The 21,631-nt window shown below is 69.8% G+C and carries 20 protein-coding genes; 6 read left to right on the top strand and 14 right to left on the bottom strand.

The window, feature by feature from the left end:
- Positions 1 to 14 precede the first annotated feature (14 nt).
- Both ABLE38_RS00300 and ABLE38_RS00295 read left to right on the top strand, forming a co-directional pair.
- Positions 15 to 2,177, top strand: coding sequence for a ComEC/Rec2 family competence protein (locus tag ABLE38_RS00300; protein ID WP_348972180.1), 2,163 nt, complete (start codon positions 15 to 17; stop codon positions 2,175 to 2,177).
- Entirely contained in the window at positions 2,174 to 2,869 is a 696-nt protein-coding gene (locus ABLE38_RS00295) for an EF-hand domain-containing protein (RefSeq protein WP_348972179.1), read from the top strand. Before ABLE38_RS00300 ends, ABLE38_RS00295 begins: the two co-directional genes overlap by 4 nt.
- 3 nt (positions 2,870 to 2,872) lie before the next feature.
- Here ABLE38_RS00295 and lexA read toward each other — a convergent pair whose 3' ends face one another.
- The 9 genes from lexA to ABLE38_RS00250 form a co-directional block, all read right to left on the bottom strand.
- On the bottom strand, positions 2,873 to 3,556 hold the full coding sequence (lexA, locus tag ABLE38_RS00290; protein WP_348972178.1) for a transcriptional repressor LexA: 684 nt from the start codon (positions 3,554 to 3,556) through the stop codon (positions 2,873 to 2,875).
- 58 nt (positions 3,557 to 3,614) lie between these two features.
- Positions 3,615 to 4,799 carry a gephyrin-like molybdotransferase Glp gene (gene glp / locus ABLE38_RS00285; protein WP_348972177.1) on the bottom strand — a complete coding sequence of 395 codons (1,185 nt, stop codon included), beginning with the start codon at positions 4,797 to 4,799 and terminating at the stop codon, positions 3,615 to 3,617.
- A 38-nt stretch (positions 4,800 to 4,837) separates the two neighbouring features.
- Positions 4,838 to 5,731 carry a PilZ domain-containing protein gene (locus ABLE38_RS00280; protein ID WP_348972176.1) on the bottom strand — a complete coding sequence of 298 codons (894 nt, stop codon included), beginning with the start codon at positions 5,729 to 5,731 and terminating at the stop codon, positions 4,838 to 4,840.
- 160 nt (positions 5,732 to 5,891) lie between these two features.
- The gene (locus tag ABLE38_RS00275; RefSeq protein WP_348972175.1) at positions 5,892 to 6,545 is read right to left on the bottom strand and encodes a glutathione S-transferase family protein; all 654 of its coding nucleotides are present in this window, start codon (positions 6,543 to 6,545) and stop codon (positions 5,892 to 5,894) included.
- A 160-nt stretch (positions 6,546 to 6,705) separates the two neighbouring features.
- Positions 6,706 to 7,173 carry a cyclic pyranopterin monophosphate synthase MoaC gene (gene moaC / locus ABLE38_RS00270; RefSeq protein ID WP_348972174.1) on the bottom strand — a complete coding sequence of 156 codons (468 nt, stop codon included), beginning with the start codon at positions 7,171 to 7,173 and terminating at the stop codon, positions 6,706 to 6,708.
- Entirely contained in the window at positions 7,170 to 7,955 is a 786-nt protein-coding gene (gene trpC / locus ABLE38_RS00265; RefSeq protein ID WP_348972173.1) for an indole-3-glycerol phosphate synthase TrpC, read from the bottom strand. Before trpC ends, moaC begins: the two co-directional genes overlap by 4 nt.
- Positions 7,955 to 8,947 (bottom strand): anthranilate phosphoribosyltransferase, encoded by a 993-nt coding sequence (trpD, locus tag ABLE38_RS00260; protein ID WP_348972172.1) that lies wholly within the window; start codon positions 8,945 to 8,947, stop codon positions 7,955 to 7,957. Before trpD ends, trpC begins: the two co-directional genes overlap by 1 nt.
- 22 nt (positions 8,948 to 8,969) lie before the next feature.
- The gene (locus ABLE38_RS00255) at positions 8,970 to 10,532 is read right to left on the bottom strand and encodes a cation:proton antiporter (RefSeq protein WP_348972171.1); all 1,563 of its coding nucleotides are present in this window, start codon (positions 10,530 to 10,532) and stop codon (positions 8,970 to 8,972) included.
- Between the two features lie 149 nt (positions 10,533 to 10,681).
- A complete protein-coding gene (locus ABLE38_RS00250; protein ID WP_348972170.1) occupies positions 10,682 to 11,047 on the bottom strand; it encodes a hypothetical protein in 366 nt (121 codons plus the stop codon).
- A gap of 138 nt (positions 11,048 to 11,185) precedes the next feature.
- Between ABLE38_RS00250 and ABLE38_RS00245 the strand changes: the two genes are divergently transcribed.
- Positions 11,186 to 11,851: a hypothetical protein gene (locus ABLE38_RS00245; protein WP_348972169.1), complete on the top strand. Its 666-nt coding sequence runs from the start codon at positions 11,186 to 11,188 to the stop codon at positions 11,849 to 11,851.
- 4 nt (positions 11,852 to 11,855) lie between these two features.
- Here the strand turns inward: ABLE38_RS00245 and ABLE38_RS00240 are convergent, their stop codons facing one another.
- Together ABLE38_RS00240 and ABLE38_RS00235 are read right to left on the bottom strand one after the other, a co-directional pair.
- Positions 11,856 to 12,440 carry an aminodeoxychorismate/anthranilate synthase component II gene (locus ABLE38_RS00240; protein WP_348972168.1) on the bottom strand — a complete coding sequence of 195 codons (585 nt, stop codon included), beginning with the start codon at positions 12,438 to 12,440 and terminating at the stop codon, positions 11,856 to 11,858.
- Positions 12,441 to 12,450: 10 nt separating this feature from the next.
- The gene (locus ABLE38_RS00235) at positions 12,451 to 13,200 is read right to left on the bottom strand and encodes a phosphodiester glycosidase family protein (protein WP_348972167.1); all 750 of its coding nucleotides are present in this window, start codon (positions 13,198 to 13,200) and stop codon (positions 12,451 to 12,453) included.
- A 115-nt stretch (positions 13,201 to 13,315) separates the two neighbouring features.
- Between ABLE38_RS00235 and ABLE38_RS00230 the strand changes: the two genes are divergently transcribed.
- The gene (locus tag ABLE38_RS00230; protein WP_348972166.1) at positions 13,316 to 13,735 is read left to right on the top strand and encodes a hypothetical protein; all 420 of its coding nucleotides are present in this window, start codon (positions 13,316 to 13,318) and stop codon (positions 13,733 to 13,735) included.
- 144 nt (positions 13,736 to 13,879) lie between these two features.
- On the opposite strand, the gene trpE is transcribed toward ABLE38_RS00230, so the two are convergent.
- Together trpE and ABLE38_RS00220 are read right to left on the bottom strand one after the other, a co-directional pair.
- Positions 13,880 to 15,364, bottom strand: coding sequence for an anthranilate synthase component I (trpE, locus tag ABLE38_RS00225; protein WP_348974420.1), 1,485 nt, complete (start codon positions 15,362 to 15,364; stop codon positions 13,880 to 13,882).
- 16 nt (positions 15,365 to 15,380) lie between these two features.
- Complete coding sequence (locus tag ABLE38_RS00220) at positions 15,381 to 17,315, bottom strand: SurA N-terminal domain-containing protein (protein ID WP_348972165.1); 1,935 nt, start codon at positions 17,313 to 17,315, stop codon at positions 15,381 to 15,383.
- A 120-nt stretch (positions 17,316 to 17,435) separates the two neighbouring features.
- On the opposite strand from ABLE38_RS00220, the gene tpiA reads away from it, so the two are divergent.
- Complete coding sequence (gene tpiA, locus ABLE38_RS00215) at positions 17,436 to 18,188, top strand: triose-phosphate isomerase (protein WP_348972164.1); 753 nt, start codon at positions 17,436 to 17,438, stop codon at positions 18,186 to 18,188.
- 4 nt (positions 18,189 to 18,192) lie between these two features.
- On the opposite strand, the gene ABLE38_RS00210 is transcribed toward tpiA, so the two are convergent.
- Positions 18,193 to 19,563, bottom strand: a complete 1,371-nt coding sequence (locus ABLE38_RS00210; protein WP_348972163.1) for an MFS transporter — start codon at positions 19,561 to 19,563, stop codon at positions 18,193 to 18,195.
- A gap of 169 nt (positions 19,564 to 19,732) precedes the next feature.
- On the opposite strand from ABLE38_RS00210, the gene ABLE38_RS00205 reads away from it, so the two are divergent.
- Positions 19,733 to 21,628, top strand: coding sequence for an EAL domain-containing protein (locus tag ABLE38_RS00205; protein WP_348972162.1), 1,896 nt, complete (start codon positions 19,733 to 19,735; stop codon positions 21,626 to 21,628).
- Positions 21,629 to 21,631 lie beyond the last annotated feature (3 nt).

Genomic DNA, 21,631 nt, shown 5'->3' with positions numbered 1-21,631 from the left:
CTGCCTCCCTTCAAATGGGGGCAGGGGCGGCCTTTCGCCAGTGTGCGGCGGCGATCGAGCACTGGCTCGAGGCCGAGCGCGCGCAGCTCCCCTTATGGCTGCCCGTCGCGCTGGGCGGCGGGATCGCGGGCTGGTTCCTGCTGCCCGATGCCGCGCGCTGGACCGGCTTCCTGCTCGCCGCCGCCGCGGTGGCGCTGCTCGGGCTCGCGCTGCCGGGGCGGTTGGGGCGGTCGCTGCTGCTCGGCGGGCTGGCGCTGGCACTGGGCTGTGCGCTGATCTGGTGGCGCGCCGAGCGAGTCGCGGCGCCGGTACTGGCGCGCCCGGCGGTGGTGGCGATGACCGGCAGGGTGGTGCGAGTCGAGCCGCTGCCGGCGCGCGACCTGGTGCGGGTCACGCTCCTGCCAGGGCGCAGCGACCTGCCGCCGCGGATACGCGTCAATCTTGCCACCAAGGACGTGCCGGTGGGTGTTGCGAAGGGAGCCGTTCTGGCGTTGCGGGCGCGACTGATGCCGCCGGCCGAGCCTGCGGTGCCGGGCGGATACGACTTTGCCCGCGCCGCCTGGTTCGCCGGGCTGGGCGCGACGGGCAAGGGCTTCGCGCCGGTGACCGTGATGAAGCCGGCGGAAGCGGCGGGCGCGGACCTGCGCGCGTCGCTCTCCGCGCATATCCAGTCGCGACTCGAAGGCAGCGCCGGCGGCATCGCCTCTGCGCTCGCAACCGGCGACCAGGGTGCGATCACCAATGACGATGTCCAGGCGATGCAGCGTTCGGGCCTCGCGCATTTGCTCTCGGTGAGCGGCCTGCACGTCACCGCGGTGACTGCCGCGGCGATGCTGCTCGTGCTCAAGCTGCTCGCGCTGAGCCCCACGCTGGCGCTGCGCTGGCGGTTGCCGCTGGTCGCGGCGGGCGCGGGTGCGCTGGCGGCGATCGGCTATACCTGGCTTACCGGCGCCGAGGTGCCGACGATCCGCTCCTGCGTCGCCGCGCTGATGGTGCTGCTCGCGCTGAGCCTGGGGCGCGAGGCGATCACCCTGCGGCTGGTCGCTGCGGGTGCGGTGATCGTGCTGCTGTGCTGGCCCGAGGCGCTGGCCGGCCCGAGCTTCCAGCTGAGCTTCGCCGCGGTGACGGCAATCGTCGCGGTGCATGAGAGCCCGCGGATCAAGCGCTGGTTCGGCAAGCGCGACGAGGGCTTGCCCGCCAAGCTGGCGCGCGAACTGGGCTCTTTGCTGCTCACCGGCGTGCTGGTCGAGGCGGCGCTGGCACCGATCGCGCTCTATCACTTCCACCAGTCCGGCATTTACGGCGCGCTCGCCAATATCGTCGCGATCCCGCTGACGACCTTCGTGATCATGCCGCTCGAGGCGCTGGCGCTGCTGTTCGACCTGGTCGGGCTGGGCGGGCCGTTCTGGTGGCTGACCGACCAGGCGCTCCACCTGCTGCTCTGGCTGGCGCGGACTACCGCCGGGGCGCCCGGTTCCGTCGCGGCGTTGCCGGGGATGCCGGGCGGCGCCTATGCGCTGATGGTCGTCGGCGGATTGTGGCTCGCGCTGTGGCGGACCGGCGCGCGCTGGGCAGGCGGCGTGCCGCTCGCGATCGGCATGGCCTGGGCGCTGCTGACCCCGGCGCCCGACCTGATCGTCACCGGCGATGGCCGTCACCTCGCGATCCGCATGCCTGAGGGCGGCTTCGCGCTGCTCCGCGACCGGGCGGGGGACTATACCCGCGACATGCTGGCCGAGAGCGCGGGCACCGAGGAGGATCTTGCTGCGCTGGACGAAGAGCCTGGGGCGCGGTGCAGCGCCGACCTTTGCCTGATCGAGCACCGCGCTGGCGACCGCGTCTGGCGGGTGGCGGCGACGCGCAGCGGCTATCCGCTGCCCTGGGCCGAGTTCACTGCGCTGTGCCGCAGCGTCGACGTGATGATAAGCGACCGGCGCCTGCCGGCGGGCTGTTCGCCGCGCTGGCTCAAGCTCGACAAGCCGGCGCTGGCGAAGACGGGCGGGGTGGCGATCGCCTTTGCCGGCGCGCGCGTCACCACCGTCCGCGGGCCGGGGCACCATCCATGGCGCGACCCGCCCAAGGTGCAGCCGCCCTATCAACCGGAACAACCCGATCCGCATGTCCGGACACGAAATCGCTGGCCTTCGGCGCGGGGTGGCGGTTTTCTTTCGCCATGATGCGAGCCCCGAAGAAGAGCGACACGATCGAGGTGCGGCTGCCGCATGCGGTGAAGCGGGCCTTCATGGCGCAGTGCCAGGCCGAGGGGCGGACCGCGAGCGACGTGGTGCGCGGTTTCGTCGAAGGGCGGATCGCCGGCGCGCCGCCTGCGCCCACGCCGGCGCCGCGGCTCTGGCTGCGCCTGGTTGCGGCTGCCGCGATGATCGGCGCACTCGGGCTGGCAATGCCCTCGGTGGTGACGGCAGCGCCCGATTTCCGGCCGGGCTTCGCGGCAGTCGACCGCAATCACGACGGGATCCTCACGCCGGACGAATATGGCACCGGGCCGCAGCCGGTGCTGCATTGCGGCGCGCATCGCACGATGGCGCTGCCGCTGCGCCGCGCCTCGGCACCCGAGGTCCGCGGCATCCGGCCTTTTGCCGTTGCGGCTGCGGACTTCAGCTTCGCCGACACGGACAGCAATCGCGACGGCAAGATCAGCCTGGGCGAATATGCCGCGCGCCGGCTCCGCGTGCTGCATGCCGGCTTCGCGCTGCTCGATGCCGATCACGATGGCAGGTTGACGCCCAGGGAATATGCCGCCGGTTGGAGCAGCTTCCTGTTCAAGGGCGTGCAGCCCGATGTCGCGCCCTTCCAGGAACTCGATCGCAACGGTGACGGCAAGGTCAGCTGGAGCGAGTTCCTGGCCTGAGGCTCAATATTTGCGTAGCAGCCCGGCGAGGCGGCCTTGCACGCGAACCTGGTCGGGGCGGTAGCGCTGGGGATTGTAGTCGCGGTTCGCCGGGTCGAGCCGGATCATCGCGCCTTCCTTGCGGAAATACTTCAGCGTCGCCTCATTCTCGTCGATCAGCGCAACGACGATCTCGCCGTCCCGCGCCGTCTCGGTGCGGCGGATCAGGGCGTAGTCGCCGTCGAGAATGCCGGCCTCGACCATCGAATCGCCGGCAACCTCGAGCGCATAATGCTCGCCCGCACCGAGCAGGGCGGCGGGGACGGGGAGCATCGCCGAATCTTGCAGCGCCTCGATCGGGGTGCCGGCGGCGATGCGGCCGTGCAGCGGAATCTCGATCACGTCATTGGCCGGCGCCGGCAGATTCGTTGACTCCTTTGACGCACCCACGGGTGCGGGAGCCGCCTTGGCCGGCTTCTTCGCGGTCTCGCCGCGTTCCGGCATGCGCAGCACTTCGAGCGCGCGGGCACGGTTGGGCAGGCGGCGAATGAACTCGCGCTCTTCCAGCGCCGAGATCAGCCGGTGCACGCCCGACTTCGACTTGAGATCGAGGGCTTCCTTCATTTCCTCGAACGAAGGCGACACGCCAGTCTCGGCAAGCCGATCGGCAATAAAGCAGATGAGCTCGTGCTGCTTGCGCGTGAGCATCCCGTTTCTCCCGGTCTGGAACAGACTGGGAACGTTTATGCAATGTTCCGCGCGCTTGTCAAGCGATGTCGAGGATTTCTGCCGAGTCGCCGGTTTTCGCCTCCGGAGCGCCCGCAGGACGGACGATCAGGCAGGTCGCCTGCGCCAATGTGCGCAGCATCGACGAGTCCTGGATCGGTGCGACATGCGCCCGCCCATCGACCAGCACGGCACGGAGATAGTCGGCGCGCGCGCCGGTGGCGGGGAGCGGTTCGCCGAGCGGCACGTTGCGCGTCTTTGGCAGCGGATCGGCGGCGCCGGCGAGGTGCGCGACCAGCGGGCGCGCGAACAATGTGGCGGTGACGAAGGCCGAGACCGGATTGCCGGGCAGGCCGAGCACCACGGCATCGCCGAGCCGGCCCGCCATCATCGGCTTGCCGGGCCGCACCGCGACCTTCCAGAAGTCGATCGCGGCGCCCGCGGCCTCGAGCGCCGGGCGGACGAGATCGTGATCGCCGACCGAAGCTCCGCCGCTGGTGACGAGCAGGTCGCAGTCCAGCGCCCGGAACGCCGCCGCGAGCGCGGCGCGATCATCGGGCAGGATGCCGAGATCGATCAGCGCGACCGGCAGGTCGGCGAGCAGCGCGGCGAGCAGCAGGCGGTTGGTCTCGGGGATCTGGTCGGGGCCGAGCGGCGTGCCGGGTGGCACCAGCTCGTCGCCGGTGGAGAGCAGCGCCACGCGGACCTTGCGGCGGACGGGCAGGGCGGCATGGCCGGCGATCGCGGCGAGCGCGAGCCGGGCGGGGGTGATCCGCTCGCCGGCCCGGATCAGGACCTCGCCTTCGGAGAAATCGAGCCCGCGCGGGCGGACGCTGCTGCCGAGCCCGAGCGGGCCTTCGCCGGCTAGCGTGAGGGCAGCACCGTCGCGTGCAGCTTCCTCCTGCACCAGCACGGTGTCGGCGCCTGGCGGGAGCGGGGCGCCGGTGAAGATGCGGATCGCCTGGCCCGGGGCGACTTCGCCGGCGAACCCGCGCCCGGCGGCGCTTTCGCCGATTACCTGCCAGGGCCCGGGCAGATCGGCGAAGCGGATCGCATAGCCGTCCATCGAGGAGAGGTCGGACGCGGGCTGGGTGCGCAGCGCGAGGATATCCCGCGCCGCCCAGCGGCCCGCGGCCTCGGCGGGCGGGCAGCTCTCCTCCGCTACCGGTTCGGCCAGCGCGAGCAGGCGGGCCTGGGCTTCGGCGACGGGGAGGAGGGCGGTCATCCGCCCGGCCTAGGATAGCGCGCGGACCTGCGCCAGCCTCAGTTCGGGTTGGTCATCCGCCCGATATCGCCGGCCTTGAGCGGCAGGCGGAACTCGCAAAGATAATGGTTGCGGTCGTCGCGCTCGATCACCGAGGCCGGGCCGCCGCCGATATGCGGGAGCGAGATCCACAGCTGGGTGCCGGCGGCGAAGGGCGCGTTGGTCTCGAACTCGACCAGATGCGGGGTGATCGCGCGCAGCTTGACGTTCCACCAGCGCACGCCCTCGCGCACCCGCGCCGGCGCATCGAGGCGGATCGCCTGCTTGTCCGGGATCAGGCCGGTCGGCTCGTGCATCACCGCCATGCGCGTGTGGTGCGGCGGGGTCTTCTGCACCTGGCGGAGCCACGGCATCAGCATCTGCCAGGGAATGTCCTCGTAGAAGGCGACGCCGGCGAGATTGCCCTGCGACCAGCGGACCACGCCATCGAGTGGGCGCAGCCCATCGAAATTGATCTGGACGACATCGCCGAGCTGGAGCGCGATGTCGGTCTCGAAGCCGCAGCCGCCCTGCGAGAGGTTGCGGCTGCGGGTGAATTCCACCTGGTTGCCGCGGCGCACGCAGATCGTCTGGTGCAGCTCGACGCGCGGCACGTTGCGGCGCTCGGCGGGAAGGGCGGCGAGGTTGCGCGCGAGCGTGCTGATCACGTCGATCGGCTCGGCGAAGAGGAAGCCGGCGGCGCCTTCGTCGGTCCAGGAGACTCGACCGGGCAGCGACTGGCCGTTGGCGAGCTCGAGGTTGAGCAGGTCGCCTTCCGCGACGTCGTCCTCGATCTGGAGCGTCGCGCCGGCGGCGCTCAGCTTGCGGATCGTGCAGGGCAGGCGGCCGCTCTCATCGGCGAGGAAGGCCGAATCCAGGCTGGCATGCTCGGACGGATCGGCGGCCGCCAGCATCGCCGGCGGCTCGGCCCCGAGACTGAAAATGGTGGAGGACGCAAGCCCTTGTCGCATAACTGAAATTTCTCGCCCAGACGCCCGGGGTGATAGTGGCGGCGCGGCGTGAAGGCGGGGTTAATTCTGAGGGTTGCGGAATCCCTAATGCGCCCCGGAACGATCAGTCGCGGTCCGGCGCGCCGAGGGGGAAATAGCCGCGATAGGGCCGCGCTTCCTCGACGCAGCGCGCGATCGAGGGACGCGCGAGCAGACGGGCGCGATAGGCGCGGAGATGGGCCAGGTCCTCGGGAATGGGGCGCACCCAATCGGCGTAGAAGAGCGAGGGCCCGGCGGCGCAATCGGCGAGCGTGAAGCGGTCGCCCACCGCCCAGCTGCGCCCGGCGAGATAGGCATCGAGCCAGGCATAGACCTTGTCGAGCTTCGCCATGGCCTCCTCGAGACCGACCGGGTCGCGCCGCTCCTCGGGCAGCAGCGCGTTGAGCACGGGCCGCTGCATCATGCCCATGACATAGTTGTCGAACACCCGGTCGAGCATCCGCGCCTGCACCGCGAGGTCGGGGTCGGCGGGGATCATCGGCACCGGGCCGGGATGGTGGACGTCGAGATATTCGACGATCGCCGTCGCCTCGAGCACCGTCCGCTCGCCCTCGACCAGGACGGGGAAGAGCTTGAGCGGCCAGCGCGCTTCCAGCTCGGCACTGGCCCCAGGGTCCTCGAGATTGCGGAACGCGAAGTCGGTGCCGTTCTCGTAGAGCGCGATCAGCGCCTTCCAGGTGTAGGACGAGAAGGGGTGGCCGAAGAGCTGAAGGGTCATGGCGGGGCTCGAATAGTTAGGTTGTGAACTAACTATTATGATTTGGTGCGGCTGTCCATCCCTGTTCGTCACCCCGGCGAAAGCCGGGACCCAGGGTTTCTCTACCGTGCCGCGCTTGGCTGTGGATCCCCGCCCGCGCGGGGATGACGGGAAGAGGGCGTCAGGCCACCCAGTCGCCCGATTTGCCGCCCTTCTTGGAGAGCAGGCGAATCTCGCCGATCACCATCGCCTTATCGAGCGCCTTGGCCATGTCGTAGAGGGTGAGCAGCGCGGTGGAGACGGCGGTGAGCGCTTCCATCTCGACGCCGGTCTGCGCCTCGGTCGCGGCAGTGGCAGTGACGGTGATGCCCGTCTCGTCGGGGATCAGGTCGACCGCGACCTTGGTGAGCGGCAGCGGGTGGCAGAGCGGGATCAGCTCGGCGGTGCGTTTGGCGGCCATGATCCCGGCGATGCGCGCGGTGGCAAGGACATCGCCCTTCTTGACTGCGCCCGCACGGATCGCGGCGGCAGCCTCGGCCGACATGGTGATGCGGCCGCTGGCGACGGCTTCGCGTGGGGTGATCGCCTTCCCCGCGACATCGACCATGCGCGCGGCACCGGTTTCGTCGAGATGGGTGAGGTCGTTCACCCCACCAAGGCCCGCGTCGCCGCCTCGACATCGTCCTGACGCATCAGAGATTCGCCGACGAGGAAGCAGCGAATGTCGTGCGCGGCCATCGCATCGAGGTCGGCGCGGCTGTTGAGCCCGCTCTCGGCGACGAAGGTGCAGTCGGCCGGCGCGTGGCGCACCAAGTCATAGGTCTTCTGGAGGTCGACCTCGAAGGTCTTGAGGTTGCGGTTGTTCACTCCGATCAGCCGCGAGCGCAGCTTGAGCGCGCGCTCGAGCTCGTCGGCGTCGTGCACCTCGACCAGCACGTTCATGCCGAGCCCGATCGCGGCGTCCTCGATCTCGGCCATCTGGCCGTCGTCGAGCGCGGCAACGATGATCAGGATCGCATCGGCCCCGATCGCGCGCGATTCGAACGCCTGCCAGGGGTCGACCATGAAGTCCTTGCGGATCACCGGCAGGTCGCAGGCGGCGCGCGCGGCGATCAGATACTCCTCATGCCCCTGGAAATATTCCTGGTCGGTCAGCACCGAGAGGCAGGCGGCACCGCCGGCCTGATAGGCGCGGGCGTGCGCCGGCGGATCGAAATCGGCGCGGATCAGGCCCTTGGACGGGCTGGCCTTCTTGATCTCGGCGATCAGGCCGTAGCCGGTCGCCGCCTTGGCATCGAGCGCAGCCTTGAAGCCGCGCGGCGGCGTGCGGGCGAGCGCCTGGCCGTGCAGGTCCGAAAGCGGCACGGCGGCGCGGCGCTCGGCGACTTCGCGGTGCTTGGTGACGATGATGGTGTCGAGGATCGTGGACATCAAAAGGCGATCCAGCAGTCGAGCAGCGCGTTGGCAAGGCCCTTGTCGATCGTCTCGGCGGCTTCCTCGGCGCCTTCGCGCAGGTCGCTCGCCTCGCCGGCGATCACCAAGGCGGCGGCGGCGTTGAGCAGCACCGCGTCGCGATAGGGGCTTTGCTCGCCCTGGAGCAGGCGGCGCAGGGCGAGGGCGTTGTATTCCGGGCCGCCGCCGCGGATCGCGCTGAGCGGGTGGCGCGGGAGCCCGGCATCCTCGGGCGTGATCCGCGACGGGAGCCCCGAGCTGCCGATGCTGACGACGACGCTGGCATGCTCGGTGGAGAGCTCGTCCAGCCCTTCCTCGCCGGAGACGATCGCCGCGGCCTCGACGCCCAATTGCTCGAGCGCCTCGGCGTAGATCGGGGCATAGTCGGGGCGGGCGATGCCGATCAGCTGGCGGGTGACGTGCGCGGGATTCGCCAGCGGGCCCATCAGGTTGAAGATCGTGCGGCGGCCGATCCGGCGGCGCAGCGGCCCGATGCGCGCCATCGAGGGGTGGTGCGCCTGGGCGAAGAGGAAGGCGATGCCGAGTTCGTGGAGCGATTCCTCCGCGCGTGCGCCGGCGCGGTCGAGATCGAGGCCGAGCGCCTCCAGCGTGTCGGCCGCGCCCGACTTGGACGAGGCGGCGCGGTTGCCGTGCTTGGCGACGGGCACGCCGGCCGCCGCGACGACCAGGCTCACCGCGGTCGAGACGTTGAGCGTATGGTGGCCGTCGCCGCCGGTGCCGCACACGTCGATCGCGCCTTCGGGAGCGGTGATCGGGATCAGCCGCGCGCGCATCGCCCGCGCGGCCTCGGCGATCTCGACGCTGGTCTCGCCGCGCTCGGAAAGCGCGATCAGGAAGCGCTCGATCTCGGGCTCGGGGGCAGTGCCGTCGAGAATGTCGGCAAAGGCCTGCGCCGCGGACTCGCGGGCGAGCGGCGATGCGGGATCGGGAAGGAGGGTAAAGGTCGTCACGCGGGCTCTATCGCGCTTCGCATTATGCGAAGTCGAGCAAATCCTGCTTTAGCCCGCTTCGATCAGGTGCCGCCCCTCGGGGCTGATCGAGAGTTCGCGCCAGTCGAGTTCCTCCTGGAGCTGCTCGTAGAGATCCTGGCCGATCGTGTCGTCGTCGAGCAGTGCATCGAGCCGCGCCCGCTGGGCGGCGATCGCGCAGAGCCTCAGGCGCTGGCGGGCATCGAATTCGGGGCAGACATTGTCGGCGCCGTTGCGGTCGATCTCGAACTGGCGGCGGGTCTCGTCGGCGATGCGGCCCTGCTCGTCGGGACAGCGCCGCGAGCGCGGCTTCGGCCAGCGCGCGACGGGCCTGGTTCAGCACCTCCTCGCCATCGCCCTTGCCGGCAAGCCCGAGCAGCTTGATCAGCGGCGCGAGCGTGAGGCCCTGGAGCACCAGCGTCGCCAGCACCACGGCGAAGGCGGAAAGCACGATCAGGTCGCGCTGGGGGAAGTCGCGCGGCAAGGCGAAGGCGGTCGCGACGGTGACCAGCCCGCGCATCCCGCACCAGCCGACGACGAGGCTCTGGGCGAAGCTGGGCGGCGGCAGGTTGCCGCGTATCATCGGGAAGGTGCGGACCAGCAGATTGTAGCTGAGCGACCAGGCGATTCGCGCGACGATCACCCCGAGCACCACCAGCCCGGCGAACCCCGCCGCCTCGCGCAGCCGCTCCGGGCTCATTCCCGCTACGATCTGGCGCGCCTGCATGCCCATCAGCAGGAAGGCGACGACGTTGAGCACGAACACCGCCACGCCCCACACCGCGAAGGACTGGACGCGGTTGCGCGCGCTGATCGGCACGCTCGGCGAATTGGCGACGTACATCGCGCAGGCGACCACGCAGAGCACGGCCGAGAGGCCCAGCCGCTCGGCGATGATCCAGGCGATCCAGGTGTTGACGAACTCGAACAGGTTGCCGCCGAACGATCCGCGGGTGAACGGCATCAGCTTGCCCATCAGCCAGCCGCAGGCGAGGCCGAGCAGGATGCCGCCGGGCACGGCAAGGCTCAGCCGCGTGGCGACGCCGGCATCGATCCCGCCATGGCTCTGCACCGCCACCGCGGCACCGAAGAGGAGCAACGCGGTGGCATCGTTGAGCAGGCTCTCGCCGGTGAGGATCTGGACGGTGCGGCGGGGCAGGCTGGCGGACTGGAGGATCGAGGTGGCCGCGGCAGCGTCGGGCGGAGCGACGATCGCACCCAGGGCAATGGCCGCCGCGATCGGCAGGCCGGCGAACTGCCAGCCGATCCAGGCGACCACGCCGGTGGTCACCAGCACCGCGAAGACGGCGAGCGCGACCAGCGGGCGCCACAGCCGGCGAATGGCGGCGAGGGGGAAGTCGAACGCGGCGTCGAGCAGCACCGGCGCGATGAACAGCGCCATCGCGGTATGCCCGTCGAGCGCGATATCGGGGCTGCCGGGAATGGTGGCGACGATCACGCCGGCGGCGGCGAGCATCGTCGGATAGGGGATCGGCGTGCGCCGCGAGACCTGCAGCAGCAGCACCGCCAGGGCGAGGAGCGCCACGAAGCTCTCGAAGAAGGTCATGCGCCGAGGCTAGCGGGTTGTCGCGCCGCTTCAACCCTTTGCCTTTGGGGGAGGGTGGTCGAGCGTAGCGAAGCAGGGTGAGGGTCACGCGGGACAAGCGCAGACCCTCACCCTTCCGCCGCCTCCGATGCACCAGAGGGAGAGGGAATTTAGTTCGCATTCCCCGGCTGCGCCGCCGCGGGTGCGGAGGCAGCCGGTGCGGGGGCCGCATCGTCCGGACCATCCTCCGGCCCATCGAAGCGCGGGCCGTGGTGGCGGCCGTGGTGGCGTGGCGGGGGCGGGATCTCGCCGACGATCAGCTTGCCGTCCTTGTTGGCATCGAACTTGTCGAAGCGGGCGTTCGCCGCCGCGATCCATTCGGCGCGGGTAATCACGCCGTCGCCATTGGCATCGGCGCGGGCGAAGGGGCCCATGCCCCGGTCGCCACCCATGCTGGCAACGGCGATGCCGCCCGCCGCGACGGTGACGAGCACGCCGGCCAGCGTCGCGCCGACGAGCTGCAGCTTGTGGTTCATTGCACTCTCCATATCGCCCGGGATCGGGCCGATGCTGGAGACAATGGCGCCGCCATGTCGCGCCGCTATGTCGCCGGGTGCGTGAAATTGTCGCAACTTTGGGCGGGAAATCCTGCGCGCTCCACGCGTTGCAGGGCGATGCGCAATGTGGATTTCAGCTCCTGGCAGAGCGTCACGGCGACCCTGGTCGGGCTCGCGCTGGTTACCTTGATCGGCGTCGGCATCCGGCTGGCGATGATGCTCACCGTGCAGCGCCGCCGCGAAAGCATGAATCGGCAGATCAACGAGCGCCTCCGCACGCTGATCGCCGCCTATCGCACGCTGGGCGGATCGTTCACCGGAGACCTGACCGTCGACCCGCGCCATTTTCGCGACCTGGTCGAAGCGGGCGGCAGGGCGGAGAGCTCGGATCGCCCGCGCCGGATTCGCGATGCCGTCGAGGCGGCGCTTTCGGACGTGATCCTGCTCGGCACCGCGGAGCAGGTGCGCCTCGCCGAGCAGGCCGCGCGCGAGCTGGTCGCCGGGCGTCCGGTGCACACGCATGCGCTGGTGGTCTCGCTGCGCGACTTCATCCGCAAGGCGCTCGATCTCGATCCGGTGCCCAAGGGCCTGGATATCCCGCTTCAGGGGCCGACGCGGCCGTCAGGCGCCGGCGGCGGGCGCAGCAAGGGCGACGATGCCCGCCAGGGCGGCGGCAAGGGCGAAGGCGGTGGCAGCGCCGGCATGGGCGGTGCGATGGGCATGGGAATGGGCGCCGGGCTCGGCACCCATCACGAGGATGACGACGAAGCGCATCCCCGCTGAGCGCTCAGGCGATCGCGTGCGCCTCGATCCCCGCCAGCTTCAGGAAGTTCGCCAGCATCGCATGGCCATGCTCGGTGGCGATGCTCTCCGGGTGGAACTGCACGCCGTGGATCGGTAGCTCGCGGTGACGGAAGCCCATCACATGCGCGTCGTCGGCGGTGGCGTTGACCACCAGGTCGTCGGGGATGTCGGTGACGATCAGCGAGTGATAGCGCGTCGCGATGAAGGGCGAGGGCAGGCCTTCGAACAGGCCGGTGCCGTCATGCGTGACCGGGCTGGTCTTGCCGTGCATCAGCCCGCCGCGGACCACCGAGCCTCCGAAATGCTGGCCGATCGCCTGGTGGCCCAGGCACACGCCGAGCAGCGGCTTGCCGAGATCGGCGCAGGCGGCGACGAGATCGAGGCTGATCCCCGCTTCGTTGGGCGTGCACGGCCCCGGCGAGATCAGGAAGGCCTGCGCGTTGCTGGCAACGGCGTCGCGCGCGGTCAGCGCATCGTTGCGCACCACCTGCACTTCGGTGCCGAGCTCCATCAGATAGTGGACCAAGTTCCAGGTGAAGCTGTCGTAATTGTCGATGACGAGGATCATGCGGACCGCGCTACCGTGTCTGAAGCGCTACGACAATCGGCCCGATCGGCGATCCGCCGTCCATCCGCTTCGAAACCGGGTTCCACAGCCGCGAGACGGCGCCGTCGAGGTACAGCGCATCGGGTGCGGCAAGCTTGTCGCGGAACAGCCGGGCGAAGCGGCCGAACGACACCGGTTCGTCGCTGATTGCGAACCAGGCGCTGCCGTTCAGCCCGACGCCGACGGCATTGCGGACCTGGAGCGAGGTGCCGTTGTCGGCGAGCTTGGGATGGAGCTGGCCGTCGATCAGCAGCATCGGCCCGGACTGGGTGGCGAAGCGGACATGATCGGGCTTGTGCGCGGCGAAATCATCGGTGGTGGCGACGTGCCAGCCCTTGGCATCGCCCCAGAACACGCCGTTGGGCTGCATGTGGAAATTGCCCGGTCCGGGGCGCCGGTTGAGCGGCTTCTGCTCGGCGCCGTCCTCGACATAATAGCCGATCGGCAGCCCGGTGGCGTCGAACATGCCGGCGTTCATCGCAAAGGCGATGCGCGGATAGCGCTCGCCCAGCCGGGGCTCGAGACCGGTGAAATCGCGCATCGGGCGGCCGTCCGCGCCCTTGTCGACCAGCAACAGGTCGTGCTTCTGCGGGTCGGCGCGGCAGACGGTGAAGCGCGTGCCCTCGAAGACCAGGTCCTGGCACGCATCGTCGACGCCTCCCTTGGAGGCGCAGGCGGCGAGCAGCAGGAGGGCGCCGGCTAGGGCGGTCGGCCGGATCATGCGGTGGCACTTAGGGGGAAAAGAGGCGGGCGCAACCCGTGCGCGTGCCTTGGGCTTGCCACAGTAGGCGGGCACCTCGGCGGTCGAGGGGCGTTTTACGCCAGAAGGAGTGTGCATGATCGTTCGTTTGCTTGTCGCCGCCGCGTTGTTGGCGGGCCCTGCCATGGCGCAGGACAGCAAGAAGACCCAGGATGCCGACAAGAGCGGCCCGCCCCAGCGCGTGCGCTCGATCCTGCTCTACGGCAAGGAAGAATGCCCCAAGGCGGAGAATGAGAACGAGATCGTGGTGTGCGCCAATGCCGGCGACTCGCCCTATCGCATCCCCAAGGAATTCCGGAACCAGCGCAAGGACGACGCCGGCTCGCAGGCCTGGACCAACCGGGTGGAGATGGTCGAGGAAGTCAACCGCGCCGGGCTGCCGAACAGCTGCTCGCCGGTGGGCTCGGGCGGCCAGACCGGCTGCACCCGCGCGATGATCCGCGAATGGTATCAGGAGCGGCTGGACGCCAAGGCCAAGGCCGCGCAGGTTCCTTGATCGCTGAACTCCCGCTCCCTTTGGGAGCGGGAAGGGGCCCGCGAGCGTAGCGAGTGGGAAGGGTGAGGGTCGACAACGCCGTTCGACCCTCACCCTTCCGCCGCCTTCGGCGGCTCCCTCCCTCTCCCGAAGGGAGAGGGATTTTTACTGCCCGAACCCGGCCTCGCCAGCCTGCTTCACCGCCTCGCGCGCGGCTGCGAACAGGGCGCCCGCCTTGGCTTCGCACTCGCGCTGCTCATATTCGGGCACGCTGTCCGCGACGATCCCCGCACCGGCTTGGACGTGCATGACGCCGTCCTTCACCAGCGCGGTGCGCAGCACGATGCAGCTGTCCATCGAGCCGTCCGGCGAGAAATAGCCGACACCGCCTGCATAAGGTCCGCGCGTTTCCTGCTCGAGCTCGGCGATGATCTCGCAGGCGCGGACCTTGGGCGCGCCGCTCACCGTGCCAGCCGGGAAGCCGGCGAACAGCGCGTCGAGCGCGTCCTTGCCCGGCGCGAGCTTGCCGACCACGTTCGAGACGATATGCATGACGTGGCTGTAGAACTCGACCGTGTAGCTGTCGGTCACCTTGACGCTGCCTGCCTCTGCGACGCGACCGACATCGTTGCGGCCGAGATCGAGCAGCATCAGATGCTCGGCGCACTCCTTGGGATCGGCGAGCAGGCTGGCGCGGTTCTCCTCGTCCTCCGCCGCGGTCTTGCCGCGCGGGCGCGTGCCGGCGATCGGGCGGATCGTGACCTCGTTGTCGCGCACCCGCACCAGGATCTCGGGGCTCGAGCCGGTCAGCGCGAAGCCCGGCAGGTCGAGATGATAGAGGAAGGGCGAGGGGTTGATCCGCCGCAGCGCCCGGTAGAGCTCGAACGGCGGCAGCGCGAACAGGGTGGTGAAGCGCTGGGCGAGCACCACCTGGAAGATGTCGCCGGCGGCGATATATTCCTTCGCGCCCGCGACCATCTCGGCATAGCGCCCGGGTCGCAGCACGGGCGTGAGCTGCACGTCCGCGGGCTCGGCGCGCACCGGCGCGGGCAGGGCGGCGCTGGCGAGCTGCGCGGCGACCGCCTCGATCCGCTCGGCGGACAGGTCGACATCGCCGTCCGGCCACACCGGCGCGACGAGGAACAGCGCATCGGCCAGCCGGTCGAACACCAGCACCACCGTCGGCCGCACGAACATCATGTCGGGCACGCCGATCGGGTTCTCGGGCGGGCGGGGCAGCTTCTCGACCAGGCCGACGGTCTCATAGCTGAAATAGCCGACCAGGCAGGCGAGCGCGCGCGGTAGCTCGGGCGGCACTTCGGTGCGGCAACGCGCGGCGAGCGCCCGAAGCGCGTCGAGCGCGGGCTCGGCGCAGGGCTTGAAAGCGTCGCGGCTGGACAGCCATTCCGCGTTGATCGCGGCTTCGTTGCCGGTCGCGCGGAACACCAGGTCGGGCGCCAATCCGATCAGGCTATGGCGCCCGCGCACCGATCCGCCCTCGACCGATTCGAGCAGGAAATCGCCGCGGCCCGGCTCGATCAGCTTCAATGCGGCGGCGACCGGCGTCTCGGTGTCCGCGATCTGGCGGCGCCAGAGCAGCGCCGGCCGCCCCGCGGCCAGCGCCGCGCGGGCGGCGTCGATCCCCTCGATGCCGTGTGGCACGTCCTTAGCGGACGCCCTGGCGGGTCAGGTCGGCACGCAGGCGGGCGATCGCCGCCTCGTTGCGGGTGACCTTCACGTCGTTGCGGATCGCGCGGATGAACTGGCGGGCATATTCGGCGCCGACCTGCTGCTGGAGCGCGCTGCGCATGCCGGCCATGGCGTTCGCATCGCCCGAGGCGTCATGCGGCTCCACCATGTCGAGATAGACGACATAGAAGCCCTTGCGATCGGGCGCCTCGAGCATGCGCGCCTTCTTCGGCTGCATGGTGAAGGCCATCTTGATGAAGTTCTCCTTCTGCGCGATTTCCTGGCGCTTGAAGTCGAACGGCTTGGCCGGCGGACCCTTGGCGCCGGCATCGGCAAAGGCCTTCTCCATCGGCACGCCCTTGTCGATCGCGGCGACCACGGCGGTGGCGGCGGCCTTGGCCTTCTCCAGCGCCTTGTCGACCAGATAGTCGCTCTTCACCTTGTCGCGGATGCTGGCGAGCGCGCGAGGCGCGGCCGGCACGGCCTTGTCGAGCGACAGGATCGCAAAGCCGCCCTCGGGCGAGGTCTGCACGACCTGCGGCTCGTCGCCCGGATTCTCGAAGGTGAAGCCGCCATGCATGATCGCGGTGGTCGCGGCATCGGGCTTGTAGGCGGCATTGTCCGGATCGGTGCCGTCGGCGGCGAGCGCCGGGGTCACCTGGGCGGTGAGCTTGGTGTCGGCGAGCAGCTCGGCGAAGTTCTTGCCCTCGCCGATGCCGTCCTCGATCTTCTGGCGGATGTCGGCCAGCGCCTGCGCGGTCTTGCGCTGGGTGATCTCGGTGGCGAGCTCCTCATGCGCCTGGGCGAGGGTCTTGGCGGCGATCTTCTCGATCTTCTCGACCACCAGGATGTGATAGCCGAGCGCCGACTTGATCGGGCCGGTCACTGCACCCTGCGCCGCGCCGAAGGCGGCATCGGCGACGGTGGCGTTGGTCTGGCGGGTGAGTTCCGCCTTCTCGATGCCGTCGAAATTGGTCGGCTCGAGCCCGGCGGCCTTGGCGGCGTCGGCGAGCGGCTTGCCGCCCTTCACTTCGCCGGCGATCTTGTTCGCGGTCGCCTGGTCGAGCACGACGAGCTGGCGCACGCTGCGCTTCTCGGTCGCGGCATAGCGCTTGCCGGCCTTGGCATAGGCATCGGCGATCTCGGCCTCGCTCGCGGTCTGCTGCGCGCGGATCTGGTCGGTCGTCACGCTGGCATAGCGGACCACGCGACGCGGCGGCACCAGGTAGCGGGCGCGGTGGCTGATATAATAGGCGTTCAGCGTCTTGTCGTCGGGATCGGGGCCCGGGTCCATCTGCGCGGTGTTGACCAGGCCGACGATGCCGGTGCGGCGCTCGAGCAGCAGCGAGGCATAGGGCGCGATCACGCCGTTGGGCAGGTCGTTGCCGATCGTCGCGCGGTTGATCAGCCAGTTGCCGTAGCGCTCCTGGATCATGCTGTCGCGGAACACCGCGGGCGACAGGCGATTGTCGGCGAGCAACTTCTCGAAGGTCTGCTGGCTGAACTTGCCGTCGATCCCGGAAAAGCTCGGGTTGCTGGCGATATCGGTGTCGATCAGCTTCTTCGACACCTGCATGCCCGACTTCTGCGCGAACTCGACCAGCGCGGCCTGGTTCACCATCTCGTCGATCGCGATCTCGAGCCCCCCCTGCGCCAGGAACTGCTCCATCGTCACCGCCTGGCCCTGCTGCTGCATGTTGCGGATGAAGCGGTCGATCCGGTCCTTCACTTCGGTGTCGCTGATCTTGCGGCCGCCCACCGTGGCGAGCGTGCTGCTGCCCGCGCCGCTGGCCATGTTGCGGATGCCGGTCACGTCGCCCGCGGCGAAGGCGATGGCGATGAGGCCAAGGAACACGAACACCGCGATCAGGCCGTAGCGCGACTTGGTGAAATTGCGGAAGAAGCTGAGCATGAAGGGCCGATCGTTCGAGATTGTTTGGGCGTGCTTTAGGGCTCTCGTTCGCCCCCGACAAGCTTGTGCGAACGCGCGCGGCTGCTATCGGCTGTTGAAACAAAATAACGACGAGGTTGGGTGATGCGGCGCAAGCTGGTGGTGGGGAACTGGAAGATGCACGGGCTGCGCGCGCAGCTGCCGGAGATCGAGGCGATCGCGACGGCGGCGGCGGCGAACCCCTCGGTCGATGCCGCGCTCTGCGTGCCCTTCACGCTGATCCACGCCGCCACGGGCGTTGCCGGCGCGCTGCCGATCGGCGCGCAGGACCTGCACGAGGCCGACAAGGGCGCGCATACCGGCTGCATCTCGGCGCCGATGCTGGTCGAGGCGGGAGCGACCCTCGCCATCGTCGGCCATAGCGAGCGCCGCGGCGACCAGCACGAGACCAGCCACGACGCCTATATGAAAGCCGCCGCGGCGCATCGCCACGGGCTCAAGGTGATCCTGTGCTGCGGCGAGCTCGAGGCCGAGCGCGCGGCGGGGCGGGCCGAGCGGATCGTCCAGTCGCAGATCGAGAAGTCGCTGCCCGACGATGCCGATCCAAGCTGGCTGACGCTCGCCTATGAGCCGCGCTGGGCGATCGGCACCGGCAAGACGCCGACGCCCGACGAGATCGCCTCGATGCACGCGATCATCCGCGCCAAGCTGCGGATGATGATCGGCGACGAGAAGGCCGATGCCGTCCGCATCCTCTATGGCGGGTCGGTCACCGGCGCGAACGCCGCGCAGATCCTCGCGCTCGACGATGTCGACGGCGCGCTGGTCGGCGGGGCGAGCCTCACCGCCGAGAAGTTCGTGCCGATTATCGAGGGTGCTGCTTCGGTTTCCTGAAGTCTTAGCTCTTGTTCGCAGAAGGCGAACGGGACCCAAGCGTCAGAAACGCCGTGACACCTGAAAGCGCGGCCATCGCCGCACCGACCAGCGCGCCGGCATGGAAGGCCGCGATCAGTCCCGCGCCTGCCGCTGCGATCACTGCGCCGGCGATCGCGGTGGCGATCAGCCCGCCGGTGCGCGCGATCGCGCTGTTGAACCCCGATGCGGTGCCCGTGTGGCGGTCGTCGACCGAGGCGAGCACCGCGGTGGTCAGCGGCGCCGCGACGCTGGCCATGCCAATGGCAATCGCAAGAGCGCCGGGGAACACCGAGGTCCAATAGGGCGCGTCTCGGTTGACCAGCAGCAGCAGCGCGAAGCCGACCGCGACGATCAGCGGCCCGATCGTCAGCGGCCAGCGCGGGCCGACCCGGGCGGTGATCTTGCCCATGATCCGGCTGGCGATCCCCATGCCGAGCGGCATCGGCAGCAGCGCGAAGCCCGCGTGCAGCGCCGAATAGCCGCCGGCCTGGATCAGCACATAGGGCAGGAGCAGCAGCACCCCGCCGAGCGCGCCGTAGAGCAGGAAGGTCAGCAGCGTCAGCCCGGCAAAGGCGCGCGAGCCGAACATCGCCACCGGCATCATCGCCTGGTCGCCGCGGTAATGCTCGATCCCCAGGAACAGTCCGGTCGCGAGCAGGCCGCCGGCCAGGCCGATCGCCACGCCGGTGTCGAGCGCGTGGTGACTCGACCAGATCGTCAGCGCCCAGGTCAGCGCGCCCAGCGCCACCGTCGCCGCCGCGGCCCCCGGCAGGTCGAGCGGCAGGTCGCCCTCCGAGCTTTCCTCGACATAGAGCATCGCGATGCCGATCGCCGCCAGCGCCACCGGCACATTGACGTAGAAGATCGCCCGCCAGCCGATCGCATCGACCAGCCAGCCACCGAGCGGCGGCCCGACCGCGCCGGCGATCGCGCCGACGCCGGCCCAGGTGCCGATCGCCTTGCCGCGCGCCTCGCCGGTGAAGGCGTGGCCCAGGGTGGCGAGGCTGTTGGGCAGCAGGATCGCCGCGCCGATGCCCTGCACCGCGCGCGCCGCGAGCAGCAGCGTCAGGTCCGCCGCCACCGCGCAGGCGACCGAGGCGAGCGTGAACAGCGCGATGCCGAGCACCAGCAGCTTGCGCCGCCCGAAATGGTCGCCAGCCGCGCCGCCGATCAGCAGCAGCGCCGAGAGCGGCAGCAGATAGGCGTTGACCGTCCATTGCAGCTCGGCGGGAGTGGCATGGAGGTCCGCGCCGATCGCCGGCAGCGCGACATTGGTCACCGATCCGTCGATGAAGGCCAGGCTGGAGGCAAGGATGCAGGCGGCGAGGGTGAGGTTGGGGTGCTTGGCCGGCATGGCGCATCGGTAGCAGAGCCGGGCGCCGACGGGGAGGGCGTTCCGGGCCGGCTACCCGAAAGAGCGTTAATAAGCTGAAATTACGTAAATCTTCGCCGCAACGCAGCCAGCGCTTCCCGCCGGCTTGCTATAAGGGAACATGCTGAAGCTCTCGCTTCCCGCAGGCCCTATGGACAGCGAACGGAATCGCGCGATTCTGGTCGAGCAGTTTGCTGCCCTGCGCAAGCAGATCCCACTGATGTACGCGATGATGTTCGTCGATGCGGCGTTCCTCGCCTTTGCCGCCTATGGCACGGTCAGCCCGTGGTGGAGCCTCGGCATGCCGACGGCGCTGGCGCTGCTCTCGGCGGTGCGCGCGGGCTTCTGGGTGCGCCGTCGCGGCTTCAGCCCGCGGCCCGAGCTGATCCCGCTCTACCTGCGCGGCACGATCATCGTCGCCGCCGTGCTGAGCTTCGGCTTCGGCGGCTGGGGGCTGATGCTCTATGCCGAGGGCGACCTGGTCCGCCGCGCCTGCATCGCGCTCTACATCTTCATCGGCGCGATCAGCTGCTGCTACTGCCTCCAGCCGCTGCCGCGCGCCGGGCAGGCGGTGCTGCTGTTCGGTGCGGCGCCGGTCACGATCTGCCTGATCTTCTCCGACGAATGGTTCCTGCGCGGGCTCGGCTTCAACATCCTGCTGGTGGCGATCGTGGTGCTGCGGATGATGCGCACCACCCATGCCGGCTTTGTCGAGGTGCTCGCCTCGCGCTCGCACATGGCCGCCGAGCAGCTGCGTGCCCAGGGTGCCGAGCAGCGCGCGCACCAGCTCGCCTATCACGATCCGCTCACCGGCCTGCCCAATCGCCGCGCGCTGGCCGAGGCGCTGGAGCAGCGCATGTCGCCCGAGGGCGGTGCCGGTGCGCTCGGGCTGCTGATCATCGATCTCGACCGGTTCAAGTCGATCAACGACGTCCATGGCCATCCCGCCGGCGACCAGCTGCTGCGCGATGTCGCGGCGCGGCTGAGCACGGCGATGGCGGAGGAGGGGACCAGCTACCGGCTGGGCGGCGACGAGTTTGCGGTGATCGTCGACGGCGACGGCGAGGCGGCCCGCCGCGCCGCGCATGCAGTCGTCAACGCGATGCGCAAGCCGTTCGTCGGGCCCGAGCTCGTCCACCATATCGGCGCGAGCGTGGGCATCTCGCTCCACCCGCAGGACGCGCCCGACCGCGAGACGCTGATGCGCCGCGCCGATATCGCGCTCTACAAGGCCAAGCATTCGGGCCGGAACCAGCATTGCGCGTTCGAGCCGCTGCTCGACGCCGAGATCCGCCGCCGTGCCGAGATCGAGCGCGAGATGCGCGCCGCGATGGTCTGCGACGCGTTCGTGCCGCATTACCAGCCGATCGTCGACCTGAAGCATGGCGGCGTGGTCGGCTATGAGCTGCTCGCCCGCTGGCAGCGCGACGGCAGCGAGATCGGCCCCGAGCTGTTCATCCCGATCGCCGAGGAATGCGGGCTGATCGACGCGCTGATGCTGCGCCTCCTCCACCGCGCCTGCCGCGAGACGCGCGACTGGGCGGTGCCGATCTCGATCAACGTCTCGCCCACCCAGCTCAAGGATCCGTGGTTCAGCGAGAAGCTGCTCGGCGTGCTGGTGCGCGAGCGCTTCCCGGCGCAGCGGCTGACGATCGAGATCACCGAGAACGCGCTGATCGTCGATGCCGAGAGCGCGCAGCAGGCGATCGCCTCGCTGCGCAACCAGGGCATCCAGCTGGCGCTCGACGATTTCGGCACCGGCTATTCATCGCTCAAGCATCTCGAGATGCTGCCGTTCGACCGGCTCAAGATCGACCGCTCGTTCGTCGCGGCGATGGAGCGCGATCCCCGCGCGATGCGGCTGGTCCACGCGATCATCACGCTCGCCGCGACGCTCGACCTGCCGGTGGTCGCGGAGGGGATCGAATCGGCCTCCACCGCGCAGACGCTCGCCCGGCTCGGCTGCGCGATGGGGCAGGGTTATTTCTACGGCCACCCGATGCCCGTCGAGAGCGTCGTCGCGGCGATGGGCAGCAGCGCCGCCTAGTCC

The sequence above is a fragment of the Sphingomonas sp. KR3-1 genome, from assembly GCF_040049295.1.
Taxonomy (GTDB): Bacteria; Pseudomonadota; Alphaproteobacteria; order Sphingomonadales; family Sphingomonadaceae; genus Sphingomonas.
The sequence above is the reverse complement of the archived record's forward strand: the minus strand, read 5'-3'. Positions and strand labels throughout refer to the sequence as shown.